The sequence below is a fragment of the Haemophilus haemolyticus M19501 genome, assembly GCF_000222025.1.
Classification (GTDB): Bacteria; Pseudomonadota; Gammaproteobacteria; order Enterobacterales; family Pasteurellaceae; genus Haemophilus; species Haemophilus haemolyticus_G.
The window spans coordinates 94542-118106 of the sequence record NZ_AFQO01000005.1; the positions used below are offsets into that span (position 1 = coordinate 94542).

Below are 23565 nucleotides of genomic sequence, written 5' to 3' on the forward strand. Positions count from 1 at the left end.
TCTCCCTGTTGAGGGGCTTGTTAATCGGTAATCTTTTGAAAGTGCGGTAATTTTTTCGTGTGTTTTTTATGCTCACTGAAATCATCAGTAAAACATTGCATTCTGCAGGGCTTTGTTTTAAAGTTTTTCAAACTTATTTCAAAAGGAATCAATAATGCATACAACCACACGAACGCTCACCCAACACAAACGTATTGCGCTTGTGGCTCATGATAGCTGCAAAAAAAATTTACTGAATTGGACTCAAAAACACAAAGAGACTCTTAAGCCTCATATACTTTATGCGACTGGTACAACTGGGCATATTTTAGAACGAGAAACAGGTTTAAGTATTCAATCTTTATTAAGTGGTCCGATGGGCGGTGACCAACAACTTGGTGGATTAATCGCAGAAAAGAAAATCGACATGATGATCTTCTTTTGGGATCCAATGAATGCAGCACCACATGATCCAGATGTGAAAGCCCTCATGCGTATTGCAACAGTGTGGAATATCCCCGTTGCGATTAATCAAAGCTCTGCAGATTTTCTTTTAACTTCAGTTTTATTTGAACAAGATGTGGAAATTGAAGTGCCAGATTATGAAGGGTATTTAGAAGAGCGTTTAGCTTAAACTGTAACGAAAATTTACCGCACTTTATAGTTGTAGGGTGGGCTTTAGCCCACCAGTTAACCATCAAAAATGAATAAAAAAGGTGGGCTGAAGCCCACCCTACGATACTACCGATTCCCATCACCCTTATTTTTCCCCATTTTATAACGCCCTCCAATTAGCAAAAATAAATAAAAAATTTCTTTATATTTAATCGTTTGCGCTTGCATTTTTTTTTTTTTTACAATCGGAAAGTTTTTATTGGTGTTTTTGTAAATGGATTTTTTATTTATAAAACCTCTCCTTTTCAATAAAAACATTCCTCTATTTTTATTTATTCCAAAGGGAAAAATTATGAAACCAACTTTTAAAACAACCGCACTTGCGATTTTAGTTTCATTGGGTGCGACTGCTTGTCTTTCTAATTCTGATAATTCGCCAGCAAAACCAACACCCGTTCAACCGCAAAATTCATCAGATGCGCCAGCTATTACGGTTGCAACACCTAAAGACTATAATTATGAGGAAGCATCTAAAACGTCAAATGGAACGAAGTGGCGTACATTAGATTTAAATAATACAGCTTCAGATAATAATCCATCAGGCTCTAATGAACGTTTTGGAATTAATATTGTCGGGTCTGATTCTTTAGTGGCTGGTACTTTAGATTTAAACGAAATTTCAGGGAATAAATTAGGTTCTCATGAAGGGAAAAAAACAATAAACAATACAGAAGTGACATATGATGTAGTCAATTTGCCATATGCTAGCTATGGAATGGCAACGACTGAGGTTGATCCCGATCCAAGGAATCGTGCAAGAGAATCCAAAGAGCATGTAAAATATGTACTATATTTTGGGGGAGCATATTTACCTCAATCTGATGGACCTGGTTTGGGGGGGATTGGCAATGGTAAGTTTGCATATGAAGGAAATGTTAAGGCAATGGTAAAAGATATTCAGGGTGAGGTAATTGCTTATAATAAAAATGATGGTGTAGTAAAGCTAACTATAGATTCTAGTGAATTCTTAGCGGGGCAATCGAAAAAACTTGATTTCTCTGGTGAAATGAGTAGTAAGCTATTAGGGCGTACAATTCAACTTAAGACTGATAAACCAAGGGACTTTGTATATTACACACATTATAAGATTACTGGCGATGCAGTCTATAACACTGATACTGATGGAAGGTTTGAATTAGAATTTTATGGTAAGAACGGTTTTTCTGATATGGCAGGTAAAGCCACTATTTATAGCAACCCTCGTTTAGCAAACGGTAGTTTAGGTAGTATTGATGGCAAAGAAATCAATAGTTATGAAGCAGTATTTGGCGGACAACTACAACCATAATAATTTAGCTATCGCATTGTAGGCGGACTTTAGTCCGCCATTTTTATCTTCTTTTATTGAGCTAATGTTCGCTTCAAATAACATATTGACCATAATGAAAAAAACATCCCTATTTCTCACCGCTCTTTTTCCTATTTTTGCCTCGGCAGAAATCCTTGTGCAAGATGTTCGTCAAATCCCAGTGAATACTGACTTTGATAATAAAATTAATATTGCGAAACCTGAAAAACGAGAACCAAATTTACCGCACTTAGGTACAGAACAAGCTGAACAAATTCAAATTACCCTTGAGCAACTTAAACAAAACCCAGCTTTAACTCACGAATTATTAAGCCGTGCCATTTATGCCCGCAATCCAGAAATGATTAAAAAAGTGCTGGAAATTTACCGCACTTTTCCAAATCGTGACCCGATTATGGAACGCTTTGCGGAAGGGAAATTGGCTGCGATAACGGAAAACTATACTGTAGCCATTGATAAATATCGTGAAATTTTAGCCAAAAATCCAAATTTAAATCCTGTGCGAATTGAACTGGCTATCGCTTTATTCAATCAAAAACAAGATGGTGCTGCCAAAGACCAATTTGAAAAAGCGCAAACTGCAAGTGATTTGCCACTTCAAGCTAAACGCCTAATTGGTGCTTATTTAGAGGCTTTAAAAGAACGTGATAGCTGGAATGTGGATTTTTCTTTTAACTATGTGCGAGACATTAATGTGAATAATGTCGGCAGTGGACGCCGTTTAGTTCTCCGTAATGGTGGGGTGATTACTCGCCCTGAATCAATGTTGCCTCAAACTGCACATGGGGTGGCTTATTCGCTGGGTGTTTCAAGAGATTTTAATTTGTGGGATTCTCATTATCTCACAGTGGGCAATGAGTTCGGTGGCAAGAGTTATTGGGATAATCATGAATTTGATGATATTTCCAACCGCACTTTTGTTGGCTATGCACATAAAACCGCGAAGCAAAATTTCCGTATTAAACCCTTTTATGAAAAACGTTGGTATGGCGGCGAAAGTTACCGTTGGTCTAACGGGGCAAGGGTAGAATTTTCTCGCTGGTTAAGTCCAAACTGGCAACTTTCTACGGCGGGAGAGTTTTCAAAACAACGTTATTTAGACAGTACATCACAAAACGGCAATAACAAACTGATTTCCGCAACCTTACTTTGGGCAAGAACACCAAAACAGTTTTTCTACCTCGGTTCTGATTTCATGGCAGAAAGAACGAAGGTTCGTCAATATAGTTCAGACAGTAAAAGCCTACGTTTAGGTTGGGGACAAGAGTGGGGATGGCTTGGTTTTTCTTCTCGTTTAAATTTATCTTTTACGCAAAGAGAATACAAAGATGTATTCTCTTTTGGTTCATACCAAACCCCGCTAGGGTTGCTTGATCTTTCCGTAGGTAAAAAACGAAAAGATAAAATTTACGGCGTGAATTTATCCCTATGGAAACGTGACTGGCATATTTGGGGGATTACGCCAAAACTCCAATTAAGCTGGCGTAAACAAGATAGCAATATTCCAGAAATGTATTCTTATACTCAGAAGAATGTGAATGTGTTGTTTGAAAAAACGTTTTAATTAAATACAAAACAGGGCGACAATTTATCGCCCTGTTTTTGTTATCATCCAAAGCCCCCCATCACAAGCATAAAGAGTACCATTTTCAACTGTTCTTCTGGGATTGGCTTACCGTTTAGTTTCAATTCGTTATTTTCTAAAGCAAGCGTTAATGTGACGGTTTTGTCCGTGTTTACGATAATGCCATTTGCTTCGTCTTCAGCAATTAATTCGTCCATTCTGTAAACTAAATCTTGTTTTTGATTTTCTGGTACAAATTTAGATAATAATGAAATCGCGGTTTCTTTATTCACATCAAAATTGATCGAAAAATCTTTGAATTGTTTGTATAAGCCGCTGCGCATTAAATCAAATTTAGGATTTGGCACTAAAGCAATATTCAGATCCAATGCCACTTTGCCTTTTTCATCAGAAATAGAAAGAGGGGTAAACTTAATTTGAGGCTGATTATTCGCAATTTCCATACCTGCTTGTTGTAATTTTTGTACCAATGCTTTAGGTAACGGCATATCTGAGTCAGCTTTGCCTATTGCAACTAAAATATTTAAAAGTTCTTGTAATGCATTGCCATCAATATGGTTGAATTCTATATTGTAGGTCACTTTACCTAAGTTGTTACCGTTAATATGTAATTCATCTAGATTTGTTTTATTGATGATATTTACTGTATCACCCTCAACTTGTGTAGTTAAATTTGCTTGGGTGTTTTTCTGAATAAGAGAGAGCTTTTCTCCTGTCTCTGCAGATTCGGTATTTTGCTCAAAATAACCGATTTTGCTATTGATATTTCCACTATAAATAAATGGCCATTTTGTGCTTTGTAGTGAGCCTTGTACGACAAGATCTTTTATTTTAATTGATGAAGCGGTTGAGGCTGTATGATTAGGGTTATTTGAATTCAAGGCATCTACAGATAGCGTATAATGGCTTGGTTCATTTTTGTCTAAATCAACATTTAATACGACATTTGACCAATCAAAATCAGCCTTAGATTGCTCATTGTGATATTGTCCCGATGCAAGTTTTAATTCCGCATTACCGTTTAAAGCATAATTCATGGCAAAATTCAGTTGTAACGGTTTTTCTGATTTTGTGATATCAAAGAGTGCCTGAGTTGTTGCATTTTTTCCTAACAAGGTTTGGCTTGAAAAAATGGCTGGAACGAAATTCAGTTTCGCCACACGATCAAGCGGCAAAGGTCCGTGATAAAGCGTTGATGATAAAGGAATAATGATCGTTTCATTTGCCTTGTGAATTTCTATTTGATCTTGAATGTGAGAGGCAAATAATCCTCTTTCAAATTTTATATTTTTATAACAAATTTTACTTTCTTCTAATACATCTGTTTTGGTAAATAGTTGATTTAACTGTTTTAGTTGATGTAAATATTCTTCTTCAGCTTTTTTCCCTGTAAACCATGCACCTGCACACCAAACGGCAGCAAGAGCAACGACTACGCCTGCAGCAATTTTTGATTTTTTCATTTATTTCTTTCCTATTTTAACGTAAAAATTTTCGCCAAATTTATCATAAATCCCTTTTTCTTGCCTGAAAATTTTTGTTTTCCCCTTGAAGTTCATCATTTGAGACTTATCTTGAAAACAAGAACGGAAATCACCGCACTTTAAGAAATAAAAAATTTTTAAAATTTTCTCTTGAAATGCGAAAGAATATCCACATCTTAAAACTCGTAATAAATTACCCTGAATTTTAAAATTTTTACTAGGAGTACAAAATGGGAAAAATTATTGGTATTGACTTAGGTACAACAAACTCTTGTGTAGCTGTAATGGACGGCGACAAAGCGCGCGTAATTGAAAATGCAGAAGGTGCACGTACAACCCCTTCAATTATTGCTTATACAGATAATGAAACTTTAGTTGGTCAGCCAGCAAAACGTCAAGCAATCACTAATCCGAAAAATACATTGTTTGCGATTAAACGCTTAATTGGTCGTCGTTTTGAAAGCGAAGAAGTTCAACGCGATATTAAAATTATGCCTTTCGAAATCGTGCGTGCAGATAACGGCGATGCGTGGGTAAATGTAAAAGGTGATAAATTAGCACCGCCACAAATCTCTGCTGAAGTATTGAAAAAAATGAAAAAAACTGCAGAAGATTTCTTGGGTGAATCTGTAACAGAAGCGGTAATTACCGTTCCTGCATACTTTAACGATGCACAACGTCAAGCAACGATTGATGCAGGTAAAATCGCAGGTTTAGATGTTAAACGTATCATTAATGAACCAACAGCAGCTGCCTTGGCGTTCGGTTTAGGTTCAAGCAAAGAGAACCAAGTGATCGCAGTTTACGACTTAGGTGGTGGTACATTCGATATTTCAATCATCGAAATTGATAACTTTGATGGTGAACAAACTTTCGAAGTATTAGCAACTGGTGGTAACACTCACTTAGGTGGTGAAGACTTCGATAACCGTGTAATTGATTACATTATTGATGAGTTCAAAAAAGAACAAAACATCGATTTACGTAATGACCCAATGGCATTACAACGCGTAAAAGAAGCAGCAGAGAAAGCAAAAATTGAACTTTCATCAGCGCAATCTACCGAAGTAAACTTACCTTACATCACTGCAGATGCGACTGGCCCTAAACACTTAGCATTAAATATTACTCGTGCGAAATTAGAGGCATTAGTAGAAGATTTAGTAGCAAGCTCAATTGAGTCTTTGAAAGCTGTATTAAAAGATGCAGGTAAAAGCGTAAGTGAAATTCACGATATTATTCTTGTGGGTGGTCAAACTCGTATGCCACTTGTTCAACAAAAAGTTGCTGAGTTCTTTGGTAAAGAAGCTCGTAAAGATGTTAACCCTGATGAAGCGGTGGCAATCGGTGCGGCAGTTCAAGGTGGTGTATTAAAAGGTGATGTGAAAGACGTTCTTTTATTAGACGTTACTCCGTTATCACTTGGTATCGAAACCATGGGCGGCGTGATGACCACTTTAATTGAGAAAAACACAACGATTCCAACCAAAAAATCGCAAGTGTTCTCAACTGCGGAAGATAACCAAGCAGCGGTAACTATCCACGTATTACAAGGTGAGCGTAAACGTGCGGCAGACAACAAATCTTTAGGTCAATTCAACCTAGAAGGTATCAACCCTGCACCGCGTGGTATGCCGCAAATTGAAGTTACTTTCGACATCGATGCGAACGGCGTAATCAACGTATCTGCGAAAGATAAAAACACAGGTAAAGAGCAACAAATCCGCATTCAAGCGTCTTCAGGTTTATCTGATGAAGAAATTCAACAAATGGTGCGTGATGCAGAAGCGAATGCAGATGCAGACCGTAAATTTGAAGAGTTAGTTCAAGCGCGTAACCAAGCAGATGGCATTGCTCACGCAACACGTAAACAAATTGCAGAAGCGGGCGATGCATTGAATGCTGCAGATAAAGAGAAAATTGAAGCAGCAGTTGCTGAGCTTGAAACAGCGGCAAAAGGCGAAGATAAAGCAGAAATTGAAGCGAAAATTGAAGCGGTAATTAAAGCTTCTGAACCATTAATGCAAGCAGCTCAAGCAAAAGCTCAACAAGCTGGTGGCGAGCAACCACAACAATCATCAGCAAAAGATGATGGCGTGGTAGATGCTGAGTTTGAAGAAGTGAAAGATAATAAATAATTTGTTTAATAATCATAGGGCGTAGTGATACGCCCTTTTTTTAATAAATCATCACATATAATGAAAAAAATATTCTGTATTTTATTAAAATATTTGTTAGTTATTTTGATATGGTTTTTATTTTTTATTGTATAAAGCAAACGAAGAATAATTCATTATTTTCAATTGACTTCATTATTACTTCAATTACATTAGTTTCCTTGGCTCTACAAAACCTGAAGCACGATAAGATTATTTACATTCAAGATAAGGTAGCAGAAAAACTATCTATATATTCATTCTGTAGAATATCATCTTTTATTTTTCTTATCTTATTCATGATTATTCCGGTAGTTTCTTTTGAGCTAAAAGATTACTTTTTAGAAGAAGAAAAGCTTTATTTAAATTTATCTAAACAATTAATAATATTAGCTTTTATATATTTTTTAGTATTCTATATTTTCTCATTTTTTGGGAAAGATATAGATAACTATACAGAAAGTAAAGTCAATAGAAAATATGCTCTAATTTATGGGATTCTCCTATTGCTTTATACTAGTATAAAGTTTACAGCTACAACTACATAATTATTAATGGAAAAATTAATGGCAAAAAAAGATTACTACGAAGTCCTTGGCTTACAAAAAGGGGCGAGTGAGAATGACATTAAACGTGCGTATAAACGTTTAGCGTCTAAACATCACCCTGATAAAAATCAAGGCAGTAAAGAAGCGGAAGAAAAATTCAAAGAAATTAATGAAGCTTATGAAGTATTAGGCGACGATCAAAAACGTGCAGCTTATGATCAATATGGCCATGCAGCCTTTGAACAAGGTGGTGGCACTGGTGGTTTCGGTGGCGGCTTTGGCGGTGCTGATTTTGGTGATATGTTCGGCGATATCTTTGGCGATATTTTTGGTGGCGGTGGCGGTGGCCGTGGTCGTCAACGAGTTGTTCGTGGTGAAGACTTACGCTATGACTTAGAAATCACTTTAGAAGAAGCCGTAAAAGGTACAACTAAAGATATCCAAATTAACACCCTTGCACATTGTGATAGCTGTGGTGGTTCAGGGGCTGAAAAAGGCTCTAAAGTGGAAACTTGTCCGCATTGTCACGGTTCTGGTCGAATTCGTCGTCAGCAAGGTTTCTTTGTATCTGAAAGTATCTGTCCAACTTGTCATGGTAGCGGTAAGAAAATTGAAAAACCTTGTCGCAGTTGTCATGGAGAAGGGCGTGTTCATAAGAAAGAAAATCTTTCAGTAAAAATTCCTGCAGGCGTAGATACGGGCAACCAACTTCGCTTAGCTGGAAAAGGTGCAGCAGGTGAAAATGGCGCGCCAGCTGGAGATTTATATGTTGTGATTCACGTGAGAGAACATAACATTTTTGAACGTGATGGTAATAACTTATATTGCGAAGTACCGATTAGCTTTGCCACAGCAGCCCTTGGCGGTGAAATTGAAGTGCCAACTTTAGATGGCAGAGTAAAACTTAAAATCCCTGCTGAAACGCAAACAGGAAAATTATTCCGCATGCGAGGCAAAGGTGTCGCCTCTACACGTAGTGGCTATGCGGGCGATTTAATTTGCCGTATTGTGGTCGAAACACCCGTTAATTTAACCAGCGAGCAAAAAGAATTACTCCAAAAACTTGAAGAAAGTTTACAAGGTAAAGATTTAAGTAAACATGCACCAAAATCTTCAGGATTTTTGGACGGTGTGAAAAAATTCTTTGACAACTTGGGTAAATCTGACAAATAAAGATAATGAGAAAGTCCGCATTTCGCGGACTTTTTTATATGCAAATAATCTCTTCTAAAAATTACCGCACTTTGGGTTTTATTTGCGAACGGTGTATTCGCCTTCACAAACCCATTTATAACTGGTTAATGCTTCTAATCCCATTGGGCCACGAGCGTGAAGTTTTTGGGTGCTCACGGCAACTTCTGCACCTAATCCAAATTGTCCGCCATCAGTAAAGCGTGTGCTTGCATTCACATAAACGGCGGCGGCATCGACTTGATTAATAAATTGACTGGCGAGGTTTTGTGAGGACGTTAAAATACTTTCAGAATGTTGCGTACCATATTGGCGAATATGCTCAATAGCTGCATGAATATCTTCCACAACAACGACATTCAAATCCAATGATCCCCATTCTTCGCGCAATTCTTTTTCTGTCACTTCGCAGACATTCGCACCCGCTCGTTTCAATATATTAAGTGCGGTGGATTTTGCGTGATATTTTACGTTTTTGGCAGAGAGGTGAGAGACGAGTTTGGGTAAAAATTCTTCAGCAATAGAATGTTGAACTAACAATGTTTCCAATGTGTTACAGGTGCTTGGACGCTGTGTTTTAGCGTTATCGATAACAAAAATCGCTTTATTTTGATCCGCACTTTCTTCAACAAAAGTATGGCAAACACCCACACCACCCACAATAACTGGAATAGTTGAATGTTGTTTACACAATTCATGTAAACCCGCACCACCACGAGGAATAATCATATCCACATAGCGATCTAGTTTTAATAATTGCATAACGAGTTCACGGTTTGGATCGGTAATGGCTTGTACCGCAAATTTTGGTAAGCCTGCTTGCTCTAAAGCATTTTGCACAACTTCGATTAAGATCTTGTTAGAAAACTGTGTTTCCTTACCGCCGCGTAAAATCACTGCATTGCCCGTTTTAAGGCAAAGACTTGCCACATCAATGGTCACATTTGGGCGAGCTTCATAAATTGTACCAATGACACCGAGCGGCGTGCGTACGCGTTCGATTTTAAGTCCGCTATCCAATGTACCGCCGTCTATGATTTTCCCCACGGGATCTGTGAGTGAAATAACATGGCGTACATCATTAGCAATGCCTTGCAAACGTTCTTGCGTGAGCAGTAGGCGATCAATCAAGGCATCAGACAATCCATTTTGTTTGGCAAGGTCAATATCTTTTGCATTTTCGGCTAAGATAAGAGGGGATTGTTGTTCGAGTTGTTCTGCAATAATGGATAATGCACGATTTTTTTCAGCAGTGGTGAGTTGAGCCAAGATAAATGCAGCATCTTTGGCTTGTTTACCCATTTGTTCTAACATAGTTATTTCCTTTATTGTATTTATTTCTTTTTCTTTGGCAGCTTATCTTGTTCTTCTGATGTGAGTTCTTGGTAATTAAACACCGGCAACCCCCATTCGAAATGAATAGCTAAAAGACGTAAAGTAAAGCTGCTAATAAGTGTGAGTAACACGGCAAGCGTATGTTCTACTTGAAGTGTGCTTAATGCGTAGTAAGTCAGCGTGGCAAATAACGCAATGCTGGCGTAGAGTTCTTTTTGGAACACGAGAGGAATTCGATTGCATAGCATATCGCGTAAAACCCCGCCAAAGGCACCCGTAATACAGCCTGCAATACTTACAATTGTAAGGCTATGTCCCATATCCATCGCAATTTGTGCGCCAATAATGGAATACACCACCAAACCCATCGCATCGAGCACCAAGAAAATAGTGCGAAAGTAGCGCATAAAATGATTGATGAATGGCGCAACATATACGGTAATTACCGCCGCACTTGCCACCATTAAAAAATATTCTGGGTGCTTAACCCAGCCGAGAGGATAATGCCCAAGCAGTACATCACGCACAGAACCGCCACCAATGGCAGTAACAGATGCGATAATTATCACGCCAAAAATATCCATTTTTTCACGACCAGCCGCAAGTGCACCAGTCATTCCTTCAGCGGTGATACCGATGATATATAAAATACTAAGTAACATTCATGTACCTAAGTGCGGTTAAAATTGGTTTCATTCTACTTTAAAATTTAATGAATTTTTAGCATAATGGTGCATTATTTTTCAGTCGTCAAAATTATGTCAGAACAATCTTCTAAATATATTGCGGCATTGCTTGCGGTATTATCTATCTCAATGGTGCTTGGCATCGATCTATTTATTTTTTCTTTGCAAGTTGAAAAGCAAGTAATACCTCACTTGAGTGTAGGTGTATTGGTTGCACAGTTAATTTCTTTATTGGTGTTTTATCGCGGCGAAATTTGCCCGGGACAACGTAGTCGTTTAATCAAAGTTAATCTGACTTTTGCTATTTATTGGGCAGCGTGGTTAGTAATAAGTTTATTGCAGAATAATCATACACTTACTAACGTGATGAGCGTATGTGGTCTTTCTGTCGTGTATTTTATTTGGAAACAACCAAAAACTGAAAAAATCCGTAACAGCTTTTTATTGATGGCTGCATTAATTGCGGGTTTAGGTTGCTTGAGTTATTTAATGATTTTTACCGTGCTTCCTGCGAGTGATTTTGCTGAATATAACCCTTTTGCACCGATTTTATCTGGTGTGATTTTAGCAAATCTTTCGCTTGTGATTGCACGAAATCGTTTACAAGGTTTTATTGCATTGTTGCCCTTAGCAATGATTATATTGCTTGCTTTAAATGCCTTGGCAATGTTCTTATTTTTACTTTTAAATGGCATGGAAAGTGCGGTTAATTCTGACAGTATTTTTGCTTACATCATTTATTTTGTTTGCCATTTTGTTATTGCGGCTATTCTGATTCTGCATAGTTTCCAAAAGTGGAAATTATCTGCTAATAGTTTATTTATCCTATTATTTATTGCTGTTTGCTTACCTTTATGGATGGTCTTCGTTTAATAAAGAAAGCAATCATTGAGCCGTGGGGAATTTACCCACGGCTTTTTAAATTTCGGCTGGTTAGAAAGTAATACGCCAACACGGAAATCGCGACACATGCTCCCATAGTAAAGAGCATTGGTGCGGCAGTATCCATCTTCATTGATGCGACTAAACTTCCCATAATTGCACCCACTGCAAAACGTACGCTACCAATCAAAGAATTTGCCGTTCCTGCCATTTGAGGACATCTTTCTAAAGCTGATGCCATTGCATTTGATGAAATCACAGGATTTGGACCGACGAAAAAGGCGACGCCAATTGCCATAGGCCAAAAACCGAGATCTAAAAGTGCGGTCAAAATTAGCCACATTCCAGAAAGGAATTGAATTGTGAGGGCTATCCGTAACATTGTTTCTGCGCCCACTTTAGTAACAAATCGGCTATTCAAAAAGGAGGCAAAAATCATCGTAACGATATTCATCATAAAGAAGTAACCGAACTGATCGACAGGAACCCCATAAATGCCGATATAGACAATTGATCCTGCAGTAACAAAAGCAAACAACCCACCAAAGCCAAAAGAGGCGGCAAACATATAGCCGAGCACTTCTTTTTGCTTCCAAAGCAGAAGGAAATTGCGAGCGATAATATTTAAGTGCAGCGGAATGCGATTTTCTTTTTTATGGGTTTCTGGAATGATGAAAAAGACCAATGCTGCGGCTAATAATCCCACGAGCGAAATAACGTAAAAAATCGCATGCCAGTGGAAAAATTTAACGATGTAACCACCAATAATTGGCGCAACTAAAGGTGCAAGCATAAATACTAACGTGATGGTGGACATCACTTTGGATAGCTGATCTTTACTAAATAAATCACGCAATAATGCGCCAGAAAGTACAACAGGTGCGGCACCAAAGAAACCTTGCACAAAACGAAGTGCGGTGAAATTTCCGACCGAATTTATTTCGGTGAGTACTAAAGCGGTTAGCGCACCTACAATGACACCGAGTAAAATGATCGGTTTTCGCCCAAAGCTATCGCCAAAAGGCCCCCAGAAAAGCTGACCGAATGCCATACCGTAGGCAAAAGAGGTTAGTGTATGTTGTACTTGTTCTGGACTCACGCCGAGATCTTTCGCAATTTCTAAAAAAGACGGCAAATACATATCCACGCCAAAAGGCGGTAGCATGGAGAGAATGCCGAGTGTAAGAATAAAGATAAAAGTAGATTTTTGCTGACTCATTTTATTTCACCAACCTTTCAATTTCACTTTGAGTCAATGGGCGGTATTCGCCTTCTTCTAATGATTCATCTAGTACAACATCCCCAATTTTCCAGCGATGTAATCCAACAACTTTATTCCCAAGTGCGGCAAACATACGTTTTACTTGATGATAACGACCTTCAGAAATGGTTAGGTTTACATTGTAATCATCTAAAATTTCTAATTTTGCTGGTTTAGTGGGTTCTTTTTCTCCACGCAATAAAATGCCTTCCGCACAAGTCGCTGCATAATTTTCTTCTACGGGATCAGCTAAAGTTACCAAATAGGTTTTTTCACAATGATGTTTGGGGGAAGTGATGCGATGTGACCATTGTCCATCATCGGTAAGCAAGACGAGACCTGTTGTATCCACATCTAAGCGACCCGCGCTATGTAATTTGCCCGCTAAAGGGTAATCGAAAAATTGATAAATTGTTGGATAGTCGCCATCATCATTAGAACAAACACAGCCTTGTGGCTTATTCAACATAAAATACTGGCCTTCTTCCACCCACGTTAATAATTGATCTTCAAAATAGATTTCATCTTCTTGTGAAATTTGTACCGCGCCACTTTTGACAATTTCACCATTAATTTTTACCGCACTTTGGCGGATTGCTTTCGTTGCTTGAGAACGTGTTAATCCCGTATTTTCAGCAATAAATTTATCTAATCTCATTATGTTTTCTCTTGTTAAAATTCGCTAGGCATTGTACAGGTTTTTGCTTTTAGAACGAAACAAAAAAGGCTGCAATGCAGCCTTTATCTATTAAGCTTGATTAAACCACTTCACGTAATCGAATTGATCGTAATATTTTTTCCCATTCCAGCCAGAAAATTCAAAAATATCGCCCACCTGATTTTGCTTCTCGAAGCCTTTTATATAATAAGCGGATTTAAAAGCTGGGTAGGGCTTATGAGTAAAAATCACTTTATTTTTGAAAGGGAGTTGATCAAAAAGTTGAATGTCTTTTTCGGTTACACCATCTCGATCTGTCATCATAATAAAAAGATTATCGAAATTCATTCGTGACGTGCGAAGTTGCCATTTTTTATTGGCTTCTTGTTCACTGTGATAGTGCATAAAATGAATTTCAAGATCGGCAAGTTTTCCCACGGGATAACTTTTTTCCGTTTGCACAAATGTGAGAGGTTGATTGAGATAGAAATCCATATTTTGTAAATAACGCAAAAAATCCTGTGGCGAGAGATAGAGATTCACAAAAGGCGAATTAAACGGCTGGTGTAAATCGTGTAAGATAAAAGCCCCCACGCAATTGGCAGAAATGACAGTCATACCTTGATTTGTTAGTTTACGTTGCAGAGTGCGATTAATGAAAAATCTTTGGCATTTATTCACCGCACTTTTAATTTTTTGAAATGGATTCATTTTCTTATCCTTTATCCTTTTGTTGCGAAAATCCTACCTTTTTTGCTGAAAAATGAAAAGTCTAGCTAATGCCTCGCATCAAAAAAATTTTGTTATAAAGTTGTAAAAATTTGCAGTTCGTCACAAATTTTTGAATAAAAAACAGATATAATCGACGCGATATTTCAATCCTATTTCAAGAAAATGGAGCACTTATTATGACCGAACAATTACGTCAAGCAGCCTTAGATTTCCACGAATTTCCAATTCCTGGAAAAATTGAAGTTACCCCAACAAAATCATTAGCAACCCAACGCGATCTGGCTTTAGCTTATTCACCAGGTGTGGCAGAGCCTTGTTTAGAAATTGAAAAAGATCCTGCCGCCTCTTACAAATATACGGCGCGTGGCAATTTAGTGGCGGTGATTTCCAATGGTACAGCGGTACTTGGGCTTGGTAATATTGGCGCGCTTGCGGGCAAACCTGTAATGGAGGGGAAGGGCGTATTGTTCAAAAAGTTCGCAGGTATCAATGTATTTGATATTGAAGTAAATGAACATGATCCCGATAAACTTGTAGATATTATTGCCTCGTTAGAACCAACTTTTGGTGGGGTAAATCTTGAAGATATTAAAGCACCTGAATGCTTCTATATCGAACAAAAATTGCGTGAGAGAATGAATATTCCTGTGTTCCATGATGACCAGCATGGAACAGCGATCATCAGTGCTGCCGCGATCATAAATTCTCTTCGTATTGTAGGTAAAAAAATTGAAGATGTTCGACTTGTGGCTTCTGGTGCGGGTGCGGCATCTATTGCGTGCTTGAACTTATTGCTTTCTTTAGGTATGAAACGTGAAAACATCACAGTTTGCGACTCGAAAGGCGTGGTATATAAAGGCCGTGATGACAAAATGGATCAAACCAAAAAAGATTATGCAATTGAAGATAATGGCTGGCGTAAACTTGGCGATGCGATTCCAAATGCCGATATTTTCTTAGGTTGTTCTGCGGCTGGTGCGCTTACACAAGATATGGTGAAAACCATGGCTGCGCATCCAATTATTCTTGCTTTAGCTAACCCAAATCCTGAAATTACCCCGCCAGAAGCGAAAGCGGTTCGTCCCGATGCGATTGTATGTACAGGCCGCTCCGATTACCCAAACCAAGTAAATAACGTGCTTTGTTTCCCATTCATTTTCCGTGGCGCATTAGATGTGGGCGCAACCACTATTAATGAAGAAATGAAACGTGCGGCAGTTTATGCTATCGCTGACCTTGCATTAGAAGAGCAAAACGAAGTGGTAACTTCAGCTTACGGTGGTGAAGGCGCGACTTTTGGTGCAGATTATGTGATTCCTCGTCCATTCGATCCTCGCTTGATTGTGCGTATCGCACCAGCGGTAGCAAAAGCTGCAATGGAATCTGGTGTGGCAACTCGTCCAATTCAAAATTGGGATGCTTATGTTGAAAAACTAACTCAGTTTGTTTACAAAACGAGCTTGTTTATGCGTCCTATTTTCAGCCAAGCAAAAGCAGAAAAACAACGCATTATTTTAGCGGAAGGGGAAGAAAATAAAGCATTGCATGCAACCCAAGAAGTAATTTCAATGGGCTTGGCAAATCCAATTTTAATTGGTCGCCGTAGCGTGATTGAAGAAAAAATTAAAAAACTTGGTTTGCGTTTAACTGCTGGTGTAGATTTTGAAATTGTGGATAACGAAGATAATCCTCGCTATGAAGAATGTTGGAAACATTATTACGAGCTTACCAAACGTAAAGGTATCACGCCTGCAATCGCAAAACGTGTCGTGCGTTCTAACACTACCGTATTAGCTTCTACGTTACTTAGCTTAGGTTATGCAGATGCTTTAGTATGTGGCTTATTTGGTTCATACGGAAAACACCTTACATCTATTCGCGATATTATTGGCTTAAAAGATGGTGTGAAAACTGCTGCTGCTTTAAATAGCCTTGTATTACCGACTGGTAACGTATTCTTAACTGATACCCATGTAAACAGTAATCCAACAACAGAAGAATTAGCTGAAATTACCTTAATGGCAGCAGAAGAAATCCATCGTTTCGGTATTGAACCTGCAGTTGCCTTGCTTTCCCATTCTAATTTTGGTTCATCTAATTCACTCGGTGCACCAAAAATGCGAGATGTATTACAGATCGTAAAAGAGCGTAATCCACACTTAATGATCGATGGTGAAATGCGTGGCGATTTAGCGATGAACGAAGCTCACCGCAAAGAAGTCATGCCTGATAGCCCATTGAAAGGAAGTGCAAATTTATTAGTGTTCCCTGATTTGAGCTCATCACGTATAAGTTATAGCTTATTACGCGGCACTACTACGGCAATTACCGTTGGCCCGATCTTAATGGGTATGAACAAATCTGCGCATATTCTTAATCCGGGTGCATCTGTTCGCCGTATTATTAATATGATTGCCTATGCTGCGGTGAAAGCACAACAAGAGTAATTGAAAAAGTGCGGTGAATTTTTATTAAATTTCCGCCGTTTACTTAACAAAGCCTCGATTTTTCTCGAGGCTTTATTTTTTGTAATTCTATTGAATGTGATTAGCTAAAATTGTTCTACACAGAATTCGGCATATTGTTTGCATTTGAGATTAAGTAAAACTATGCGAAAATTTACCGCACTTTAAGGCTTTTATCTTGTCGAAAAGGAGCTGATAGACATATAGCCTATCTTTCTTTAATTTAATACGGCTTATATGCCGTTGTTTAGTGGTTTTCACAATGAAAAAAGCGCATTCCCCTTTATTTCCCATCTTCACATTTGTGTTGATTAATCTCATCATCCTTTCCTTATCCCGTTTTGGACTTGCTGTGTGGCAATCAGAACGTGTATCCGCCGTAGATGGCTGGTTGCAATTATTTTTGCAAGGCGTACGAATGGATATTGTGGCACTTTGTTATTTATTTGGCGTACCTGCATTGCTCACAACATTGTTCCATTGCAGCAAAGTTTGGCTAAAAATTTTACGCCTTTGGCTAACCCTTGGTAGCGTGTTCATTATCTTTATGGAAATTGCCACACCTGCTTTTATTGAAACCTATGATTACCGCCCAAATCGTTTATTTATCGAATATCTGATTTATCCGAAAGAAGTTTTTTCAATGCTGGCGGAAGGGCATTTAAGTGCGGTAATTTTTAGCCTTGTTTTCACGATTTTAGCTGCCGTGATTTATTGGAAAATTTCTGGTTGGGCAGTCAAAAATTTACGTTCAATGAGTTGGAAACTTCGTTCTGTGATTGCTTTGCTTGTTATTGTCGTGAGCTTCCTTGGGGCGCGTTCAAGTTTTCAACACCGCGGTATTAATCCCGCCATGGTGGCATTTTCCTCTGATGCGTTAGTGAATTCTTTGGTGCTTAATTCGGGCTATTCCGTGATTTATGCCGCACAGCAGTTTAAAGATGAAGAAAAATCTTCAGAGATGTATGGAAAAATGGATGCAGACGAAATGTTTCGTATTGTTAAAGCCAGCCGTGGCCGTCCAGACAGCGATTACATTTCAGATAAATACCCAACTTTAACGAAAAATGTCGCGACTTATCAGGGTAAACCTAAAAATATCGTGATTGTGTTACAAGAGAGTCTCGGTGCTCAATTTATTGGAACGCTCGGTGGCAAACCACTTTCTCCAAATGTGGATCAGCTTGCAAAAGAAGGGTGGTTATTTGAAAATCTTTATGCAACAGGCACACGTTCAGTACGCGGTATTGAAGCAACAATCGCAGGTTTTACGCCAACGCCGGCTCGTGCAGTGGTGAAACTTAATAATGCTCAAAGTGGTTTCTTTACTATTGCGGATTTATTACATAAACAAGGTTATAACACTTCCTTTATTTATGGCGGAGAAAAGCACTTCGACAATATGGCGAGCTTTTTCTACGGTAATGGCTTTAAAGATATTTGGGATCAACAAGATTACCAGAATCCAAAATTTACTGGCACTTGGGGCGTGAGTGACGAGGATTTATTTGATAAAGCCAATGAAACTTTCACGAAATTACAAAATGAAGGTAAACCGTTTTTTAGTTTAGTGTTTAGCTCTAGCAATCACGATCCATTTGAATATCCAGACGGCAGGATTGAGCTTTATGAACAACCAAAAGCCACTCGTAATAATGCAGCAAAATATGCGGATTATGCCTTAGGTCATTTCTTTAAAATGGCAAAACAGTCTAATTATTGGAAAGATACGATTTTCTTAATTGTTGCGGATCACGATTCTCGTGTAGGTGGAGCAAGTCTTGTGCCGATTAAGCATTTCCATATTCCAGCTTTGATTATCGGGGAGGGCATTATGCCACGTCGTGACAGCCGTCTTGTGAGCCAAATTGATATGCCAACCACGTTACTTTCTTTAGCAGGTGTAAGTGGTAATTATCCAATGATTGGTTTTGATTTAACGCAAGATGTGAACCCAGATCGTGCCTTTATGCAATACGATCAAACTCAAGCAATGATGAAAGGCAATAATGATGTAGTAATTCAAATGCCAAATAAAGCAGCGCAAGGTTATCATTATGATAAAGCTTCAGAAACTTTAACGCCAAAAGAGGTGCCTGATGCAATGAAAAAAGAGGCATTGGCTCACGCTTTATTAGGCAGCTATTTATATAAGAATCGGTTGTATTATTCAGATGAAAATAAATAAACATAACGCCAGCTTAAACTGGCGTTTCTTTTAGTTATCAAAAACAAACTGTTCACGCAATTGATGTAATTGATCACGAATTGCCGCGGCTTTTTCAAATTCCAAATCTTGTGCAAATTTATACATTTGCTGTTCCAGTTTTTTGATTTGTTGTTGATATTCTTTAGCATTTTTCGGTGCATTATAAAGTGCGGTTGGTTCTGCCGCCATTTTTCCACGTTGTTTATTGGCTTTCGCTTTTTGATTTGCACCTTGCCCAATATCTAACAATTCACCGACTTTCTTATTTAATGCTTGTGGCACAATGCCATGTTCTTCATTGTATTTGGTTTGTTTTCCACGACGACGATTGGTTTCAGTAATGGCTTTTTCCATGGATTTTGTGATGCTATCCGCATATAAAATCGCTTTACCATTTAAGTTTCGCGCAGCACGACCGATGGTTTGGATTAAAGAGCGTTCGGAACGTAAAAATCCTTCTTTGTCCGCATCTAAAATCGCCACAAGAGACACTTCCGGAATATCTAAACCTTCACGCAATAAGTTAATTCCAACCAATACATCAAATTCGCCCAAACGCAAATCACGGATAATTTCGACGCGCTCCACAGTATCAATATCGGAATGTAAATAACGCACACGAATCCCGTGTTCATCCAAATAATCTGTTAAATCTTCCGCCATTTTTTTAGTGAGTGTTGTCACTAAAACTCGCTCATTTTTATCCGCTCTTTGGCGAGCTTCAGAAAGTAAATCATCCACTTGAATAGACACTGGACGAATTTCAATGAGCGGATCAAGCAAACCAGTCGGGCGAACCACTTGATCGATGATTTCACTACCTGATTTCTCTAATTCATAAGGCCCTGGTGTTGCGGAAACATAAATGGTTTGTGGGGCTAAGCGTTCAAATTCCTCAAAGCGTAACGGACGATTATCCAATGCGGACGGTAAACGGAAACCATATTCGACTAAGGTTTCTTTACGTGAACGGTCGCCGCGATACATCCCACCAATTTGAGGCACAGTTACATGAGATTCATCAATAATTAAAATAGCATCAGAGGGCATATAATCAAATAATGTTGGTGGTGGCTCGCCTTCATTTCTGCCCGACAAATAGCGAGAGTAGTTTTCAATGCCCGAGCAATAGCCCAATTCATTCATCATTTCAATATCAAATTGGGTACGTTGGCTGATGCGTTGTTCTTCTAAAAGTTTATGTTCTTTAATGAAGTATTCACGGCGTGATACTAGTTCTTTTTTGATGTTTTCTATCGCATCTAAAATACGTTCTCTTGGAGTAACATAGTGCGTTTTAGGATAGATCGTAAAACGTGGTACTGCACCAAAACTACTGCCCGTGAGCGGATCAAATAAACTTAATCGTTCAATTTCATCATCAAATAATTCAATACGCACGGCACGATCATCGGATTCCGCAGGGAAAATATCAATAATTTCCCCGCGAACACGGAAAGTCCCACGCTGAAATGCTTGATCATTGCGGGTATATTGCAATTCAGCTAACTTAGCTAAAATTTGGCGTTGATCGATAATGGCACCTTGTTGTAAATGCAACATCATTTGTAAATAGCTATCAGGATCACCCAAACCATAAATTGCAGAAACGGATGCTACCACGATGGTATCTCGACGTTCTAAAAAAGATTTTGTCGCTGAAAGACGCATTTGTTCGATTTGATCATTAATAGACGCATCTTTTTCAATAAATGTATCACTGCTTGGCACATAGGCTTCTGGCTGATAGTAATCATAGTAAGACACAAAATATTCCACCGCATTTTCTGGAAAAAAGGCTTTCATTTCTGCATAAAGCTGGGCAGCAAGGGTTTTATTTGGCGCAAGTAACATGGCGGGGCGATTTAATTGAGCAATTACATTGGCGATAGTAAACGTCTTCCCCGAGCCTGTTACCCCGAGCAAAGTTTGATGCGCCAAACCATCTGTTAAATTTTCAGCTAGTTTTTCGATAGCTTGTGGCTGATCGCCAGAAGGACGAAAGTCGGAATGCAGGATGAATGGTTTTGTGTTGATTTTTTCAGACATAAAGTGCGGTCAGTTTTTTGATAGTTTTGAATAATGCCTATTTTAGCATATTTAACGTGTAAAATTGATCAGGCAAAAATCTAAGTTTTACACAGACTTAGTGATGTCAAGAGAAAGATCTCACAAATTCATAAAAAAACTTCAATTTTTTACTAGACAAAACTTAACTTATTGATTTTAAATGATAATTTAAATTTAGGCTAATCTGTAATCAAGATCGAACAATCCTTGTAAGAACAAGGGATCCGCAAAATTTTAAAAAGTTAATCCACAAAGTTATCCACAGGCTCTGTGGATAGAAAAAGTAGAAGTTTGATAGTAATAAAATAGGGTAATAATGAAAAAATCCCCTTTGATTTAATCTCAAAAGGGATTTTCATAAAATAGATTAAGAAAATAGCCGCTTAATCTCTTTCTCATACATATAAATATTAACTGGGTTAGTTGGCAGCTGAGAATCTAAATATTCATTTGCACGTTTAACATATTCTTCATGATGCTTGTCATGGTTATCTATTACATTAAGTAATACTTTTGCACCTTCAAAAGCATCAAATTGGTCATAATAATATCCAACACCTTTAGGAATTAGTTTTGAGTTGTGAATAAATGGATATCCTCCATATAACGCATCATTATATGCATAATTTAAACCATTCTCCCATTGATGACTTAACACAATATCTACATAACGTGTTAAAAAATCAGGCATTTGATAACGGCCTTCTACAGTCATTACTCCGTCTTTGACTAAATTCGTTCGACTAATAAAGTTAAAGAAGGTTGGATTATCTTTTTTATCATAGGTATTACACATATAAACATGTTGAATTTTATTTGGCTGTTCGCGATAGGCTTGTTCTGCAATCAAAATAGGTGTAAAGCTATTTTTAACTACATTAATATTTGCTTCAAAAGATGCTATACGCTTTGCCTTTTTATTTGAATTGGGTTTATACCCAAAATCTAAATTATGTTGTTCTTTAATACGTTTTATTACTTTATCACAAAAAATGGGAGACCAGATAAAAGGTACAACATAACATGAATAACTATGCATAATAGAAAAATAAGAATTACATGTATTGTTATGATGAGGTAGAACCCATACGGCATCAAATTTTGTACCATTAAGAAGACGTCCCGCCTTTTTTCCAAATAAGAAGTTTTCTATATCCATGATAAAATCATTTCCCATTTTATAGCTAACTACTTTGCCACCATGTTCATGTATGCGAGTTACTTGATAAGGTTCAATGATTAACGTTCCTTCAATTAGTAAATCTAGTTGCTCAATAACATCTTCGATATAGGCAAATTTGAGATTCATTTCTTTAAGCATGAATCCTTCAGGGGGAGAGGTACGTTTTTCAGGTCCCCATGAAACTAAAAATACTTCATCGATAAGCTCGGAATGTTGAAATAAGTGATAAAGATGTATTACATTTTGATTTACACCATTTGCCCAAATATCTGTTACATCACCTTCTAAATTAAAAGTAATTCCAACCTTGTATTTTTTCATAGTATTGTTCCATTTTATGTTATTACATAAAGATATTATTTTACATAATAAAATCACTCTGGTTTCCCAGAGTGATTTCCTCATTATGATTTAGAATAGATTACCATTGATAGCCGATTCCACCACCAACAGCATAATCTCCAGCGCTGGTTGCAGAGCCGCTTACTTTAAAGTGGATACGGTTGTTATCACTTGATTTGCTCATACCAACAGCTACTGCATTTTGACCTTTAAAGTTACCGATCCCTAATCCAATCATTGTACCTCCAGCATGGCTTACAGTAGGAATATTAGCCATTGCAACAGCACCAGCAATACCTCCACGAAGTTTCTTATCAGTTTGTTTCAATTCATTACGAACTGAATTTACTGAGTTATCAACATACTGTTTATTTACTGCATCTGTATTATGAATAGGCGTTGCAACGTTAGTAATACGGCGGTTTACAATAGGTTGACCATTTGAACCATCATTACCTACCGATACAGTATCTTTTTCGTTTGCTACAGATCCTTGTCCAATTGCAACGGCATTTTCAGCTTCCGCTTTTGCACCTTGACCAATTGCTGTCGCATTCTTCGCGGATGCTTGAGAATTATTTCCTAAAGCTGTAGTGTTTTCACCACTTGCCTTTGAACCGTATCCCATTGCTGTTGCATCCTTACCTTTTGCTTCAGCACTATTGCGCTTACTAATATTATCAGCAGCAAAGGCAGTTTTACCATCTTTAGTTATTAAACCTGAATTTTCAATACGTTGTACTGCACTTGCCGCTGATTGGGCGGATTTAGTTGCTTCAGTTGCAGAGCTTGCAGCTGATGTCGCTGAGTTCTGA

Annotated in this window: 17 protein-coding genes; 8 read left to right on the forward strand and 9 right to left on the reverse strand. The window is 38.0% G+C overall.

What is annotated here, in order from left to right; genetic code table 11:
- Positions 1–154: 154 nt before the first annotated feature.
- From mgsA to GG9_RS06120, 3 genes are all read left to right on the forward strand, one after another.
- A complete protein-coding gene (gene mgsA / locus GG9_RS06125) occupies positions 155–613 on the forward strand; it encodes a methylglyoxal synthase (protein WP_005630761.1) in 459 nt (152 codons plus the stop codon).
- 255 nt (positions 614–868) lie between these two features.
- Positions 869–1942: a hypothetical protein gene (locus GG9_RS0108560; RefSeq protein ID WP_141561826.1), complete on the forward strand. Its 1074-nt coding sequence runs from the start codon at positions 869–871 to the stop codon at positions 1940–1942.
- 94 nt (positions 1943–2036) lie between these two features.
- A complete protein-coding gene (locus GG9_RS06120; protein WP_005630762.1) occupies positions 2037–3527 on the forward strand; it encodes a surface lipoprotein assembly modifier in 1491 nt (496 codons plus the stop codon).
- Positions 3528–3571: 44 nt separating this feature from the next.
- Here the strand turns inward: GG9_RS06120 and GG9_RS06115 are convergent, their stop codons facing one another.
- A complete protein-coding gene (locus GG9_RS06115; RefSeq protein WP_005630763.1) occupies positions 3572–5011 on the reverse strand; it encodes a YdgA family protein in 1440 nt (479 codons plus the stop codon).
- 251 nt (positions 5012–5262) lie between these two features.
- Here GG9_RS06115 and dnaK point away from each other — a divergent pair, with 251 nt between their 5' ends.
- Positions 5263–7170 (forward strand): molecular chaperone DnaK, encoded by a 1908-nt coding sequence (gene dnaK / locus GG9_RS06110; protein WP_005630766.1) that lies wholly within the window; start codon positions 5263–5265, stop codon positions 7168–7170.
- Between the two features lie 584 nt (positions 7171–7754).
- Positions 7755–8909 (forward strand): molecular chaperone DnaJ, encoded by a 1155-nt coding sequence (gene dnaJ, locus GG9_RS06105; RefSeq protein ID WP_032825052.1) that lies wholly within the window; start codon positions 7755–7757, stop codon positions 8907–8909.
- Between the two features lie 78 nt (positions 8910–8987).
- On the opposite strand, the gene proA is transcribed toward dnaJ, so the two are convergent.
- Positions 8988–10241: a glutamate-5-semialdehyde dehydrogenase gene (gene proA / locus GG9_RS06100; protein ID WP_005630770.1), complete on the reverse strand. Its 1254-nt coding sequence runs from the start codon at positions 10239–10241 to the stop codon at positions 8988–8990.
- A gap of 20 nt (positions 10242–10261) precedes the next feature.
- Positions 10262–10924 (reverse strand): trimeric intracellular cation channel family protein, encoded by a 663-nt coding sequence (locus tag GG9_RS06095; protein WP_005630771.1) that lies wholly within the window; start codon positions 10922–10924, stop codon positions 10262–10264.
- A gap of 96 nt (positions 10925–11020) precedes the next feature.
- Here GG9_RS06095 and GG9_RS06090 point away from each other — a divergent pair, with 96 nt between their 5' ends.
- On the forward strand, positions 11021–11821 hold the full coding sequence (locus tag GG9_RS06090) for a hypothetical protein (RefSeq protein ID WP_032825053.1): 801 nt from the start codon (positions 11021–11023) through the stop codon (positions 11819–11821).
- A 31-nt stretch (positions 11822–11852) separates the two neighbouring features.
- On the opposite strand, the gene GG9_RS06085 is transcribed toward GG9_RS06090, so the two are convergent.
- The 3 genes from GG9_RS06085 to GG9_RS06075 all read right to left on the reverse strand — a co-directional run bounded on the left by GG9_RS06085 (position 11853) and on the right by GG9_RS06075 (position 14460).
- Entirely contained in the window at positions 11853–13049 is a 1197-nt protein-coding gene (locus tag GG9_RS06085; RefSeq protein ID WP_005630775.1) for a Bcr/CflA family multidrug efflux MFS transporter, read from the reverse strand.
- A 1-nt stretch (position 13050) separates the two neighbouring features.
- On the reverse strand, positions 13051–13749 hold the full coding sequence (gene rsuA, locus GG9_RS06080) for a 16S rRNA pseudouridine(516) synthase RsuA (RefSeq protein ID WP_005630777.1): 699 nt from the start codon (positions 13747–13749) through the stop codon (positions 13051–13053).
- Positions 13750–13839: 90 nt separating this feature from the next.
- Positions 13840–14460, reverse strand: coding sequence for a DUF1919 domain-containing protein (locus GG9_RS06075; protein ID WP_005630780.1), 621 nt, complete (start codon positions 14458–14460; stop codon positions 13840–13842).
- Between the two features lie 197 nt (positions 14461–14657).
- Between GG9_RS06075 and GG9_RS06070 the strand changes: the two genes are divergently transcribed.
- Together GG9_RS06070 and GG9_RS06065 are read left to right on the forward strand one after the other, a co-directional pair.
- On the forward strand, positions 14658–16928 hold the full coding sequence (locus GG9_RS06070) for an NADP-dependent malic enzyme (RefSeq protein ID WP_005630783.1): 2271 nt from the start codon (positions 14658–14660) through the stop codon (positions 16926–16928).
- 280 nt (positions 16929–17208) lie between these two features.
- The gene (locus tag GG9_RS06065) at positions 17209–19134 is read left to right on the forward strand and encodes an LTA synthase family protein (RefSeq protein ID WP_005630785.1); all 1926 of its coding nucleotides are present in this window, start codon (positions 17209–17211) and stop codon (positions 19132–19134) included.
- Between the two features lie 30 nt (positions 19135–19164).
- Here GG9_RS06065 and uvrB read toward each other — a convergent pair whose 3' ends face one another.
- From uvrB to GG9_RS0108570, 3 genes are all read right to left on the reverse strand, one after another.
- Entirely contained in the window at positions 19165–21204 is a 2040-nt protein-coding gene (uvrB, locus tag GG9_RS06060) for an excinuclease ABC subunit UvrB (RefSeq protein WP_005630787.1), read from the reverse strand.
- A 388-nt stretch (positions 21205–21592) separates the two neighbouring features.
- On the reverse strand, positions 21593–22729 hold the full coding sequence (locus tag GG9_RS06055; protein WP_032825054.1) for a DUF2827 family protein: 1137 nt from the start codon (positions 22727–22729) through the stop codon (positions 21593–21595).
- Positions 22730–22829: 100 nt separating this feature from the next.
- Positions 22830–23565 (reverse strand): YadA family autotransporter adhesin (locus GG9_RS0108570; protein WP_192805822.1); only part of this gene is annotated, 736 nt, incomplete at its 5' end.

Bases quoted from the DNA above. Each gene is read 5' to 3' on its own strand.
- mgsA (WP_005630761.1), top strand. From the start codon at position 155: ATGCATACAACCACACGAACGCTCACCCAACACAAACGTATTGCGCTT.
- GG9_RS0108560 (WP_141561826.1), top strand. From the start codon at position 869: ATGGATTTTTTATTTATAAAACCTCTCCTTTTCAATAAAAACATTCCT.
- GG9_RS06120 (WP_005630762.1), top strand. From the start codon at position 2,037: ATGAAAAAAACATCCCTATTTCTCACCGCTCTTTTTCCTATTTTTGCC.
- GG9_RS06115 (WP_005630763.1), bottom strand. From the start codon at position 5,011: ATGAAAAAATCAAAAATTGCTGCAGGCGTAGTCGTTGCTCTTGCTGCC.
- dnaK (WP_005630766.1), top strand. From the start codon at position 5,263: ATGGGAAAAATTATTGGTATTGACTTAGGTACAACAAACTCTTGTGTA.
- dnaJ (WP_032825052.1), top strand. From the start codon at position 7,755: ATGGCAAAAAAAGATTACTACGAAGTCCTTGGCTTACAAAAAGGGGCG.
- proA (WP_005630770.1), bottom strand. From the start codon at position 10,241: ATGTTAGAACAAATGGGTAAACAAGCCAAAGATGCTGCATTTATCTTG.
- GG9_RS06095 (WP_005630771.1), bottom strand. From the start codon at position 10,924: ATGTTACTTAGTATTTTATATATCATCGGTATCACCGCTGAAGGAATG.
- GG9_RS06090 (WP_032825053.1), top strand. From the start codon at position 11,021: ATGTCAGAACAATCTTCTAAATATATTGCGGCATTGCTTGCGGTATTA.
- GG9_RS06085 (WP_005630775.1), bottom strand. From the start codon at position 13,049: ATGAGTCAGCAAAAATCTACTTTTATCTTTATTCTTACACTCGGCATT.
- rsuA (WP_005630777.1), bottom strand. From the start codon at position 13,749: ATGAGATTAGATAAATTTATTGCTGAAAATACGGGATTAACACGTTCT.
- GG9_RS06075 (WP_005630780.1), bottom strand. From the start codon at position 14,460: ATGAATCCATTTCAAAAAATTAAAAGTGCGGTGAATAAATGCCAAAGA.
- GG9_RS06070 (WP_005630783.1), top strand. From the start codon at position 14,658: ATGACCGAACAATTACGTCAAGCAGCCTTAGATTTCCACGAATTTCCA.
- GG9_RS06065 (WP_005630785.1), top strand. From the start codon at position 17,209: ATGAAAAAAGCGCATTCCCCTTTATTTCCCATCTTCACATTTGTGTTG.
- uvrB (WP_005630787.1), bottom strand. From the start codon at position 21,204: ATGTCTGAAAAAATCAACACAAAACCATTCATCCTGCATTCCGACTTT.
- GG9_RS06055 (WP_032825054.1), bottom strand. From the start codon at position 22,729: ATGAAAAAATACAAGGTTGGAATTACTTTTAATTTAGAAGGTGATGTA.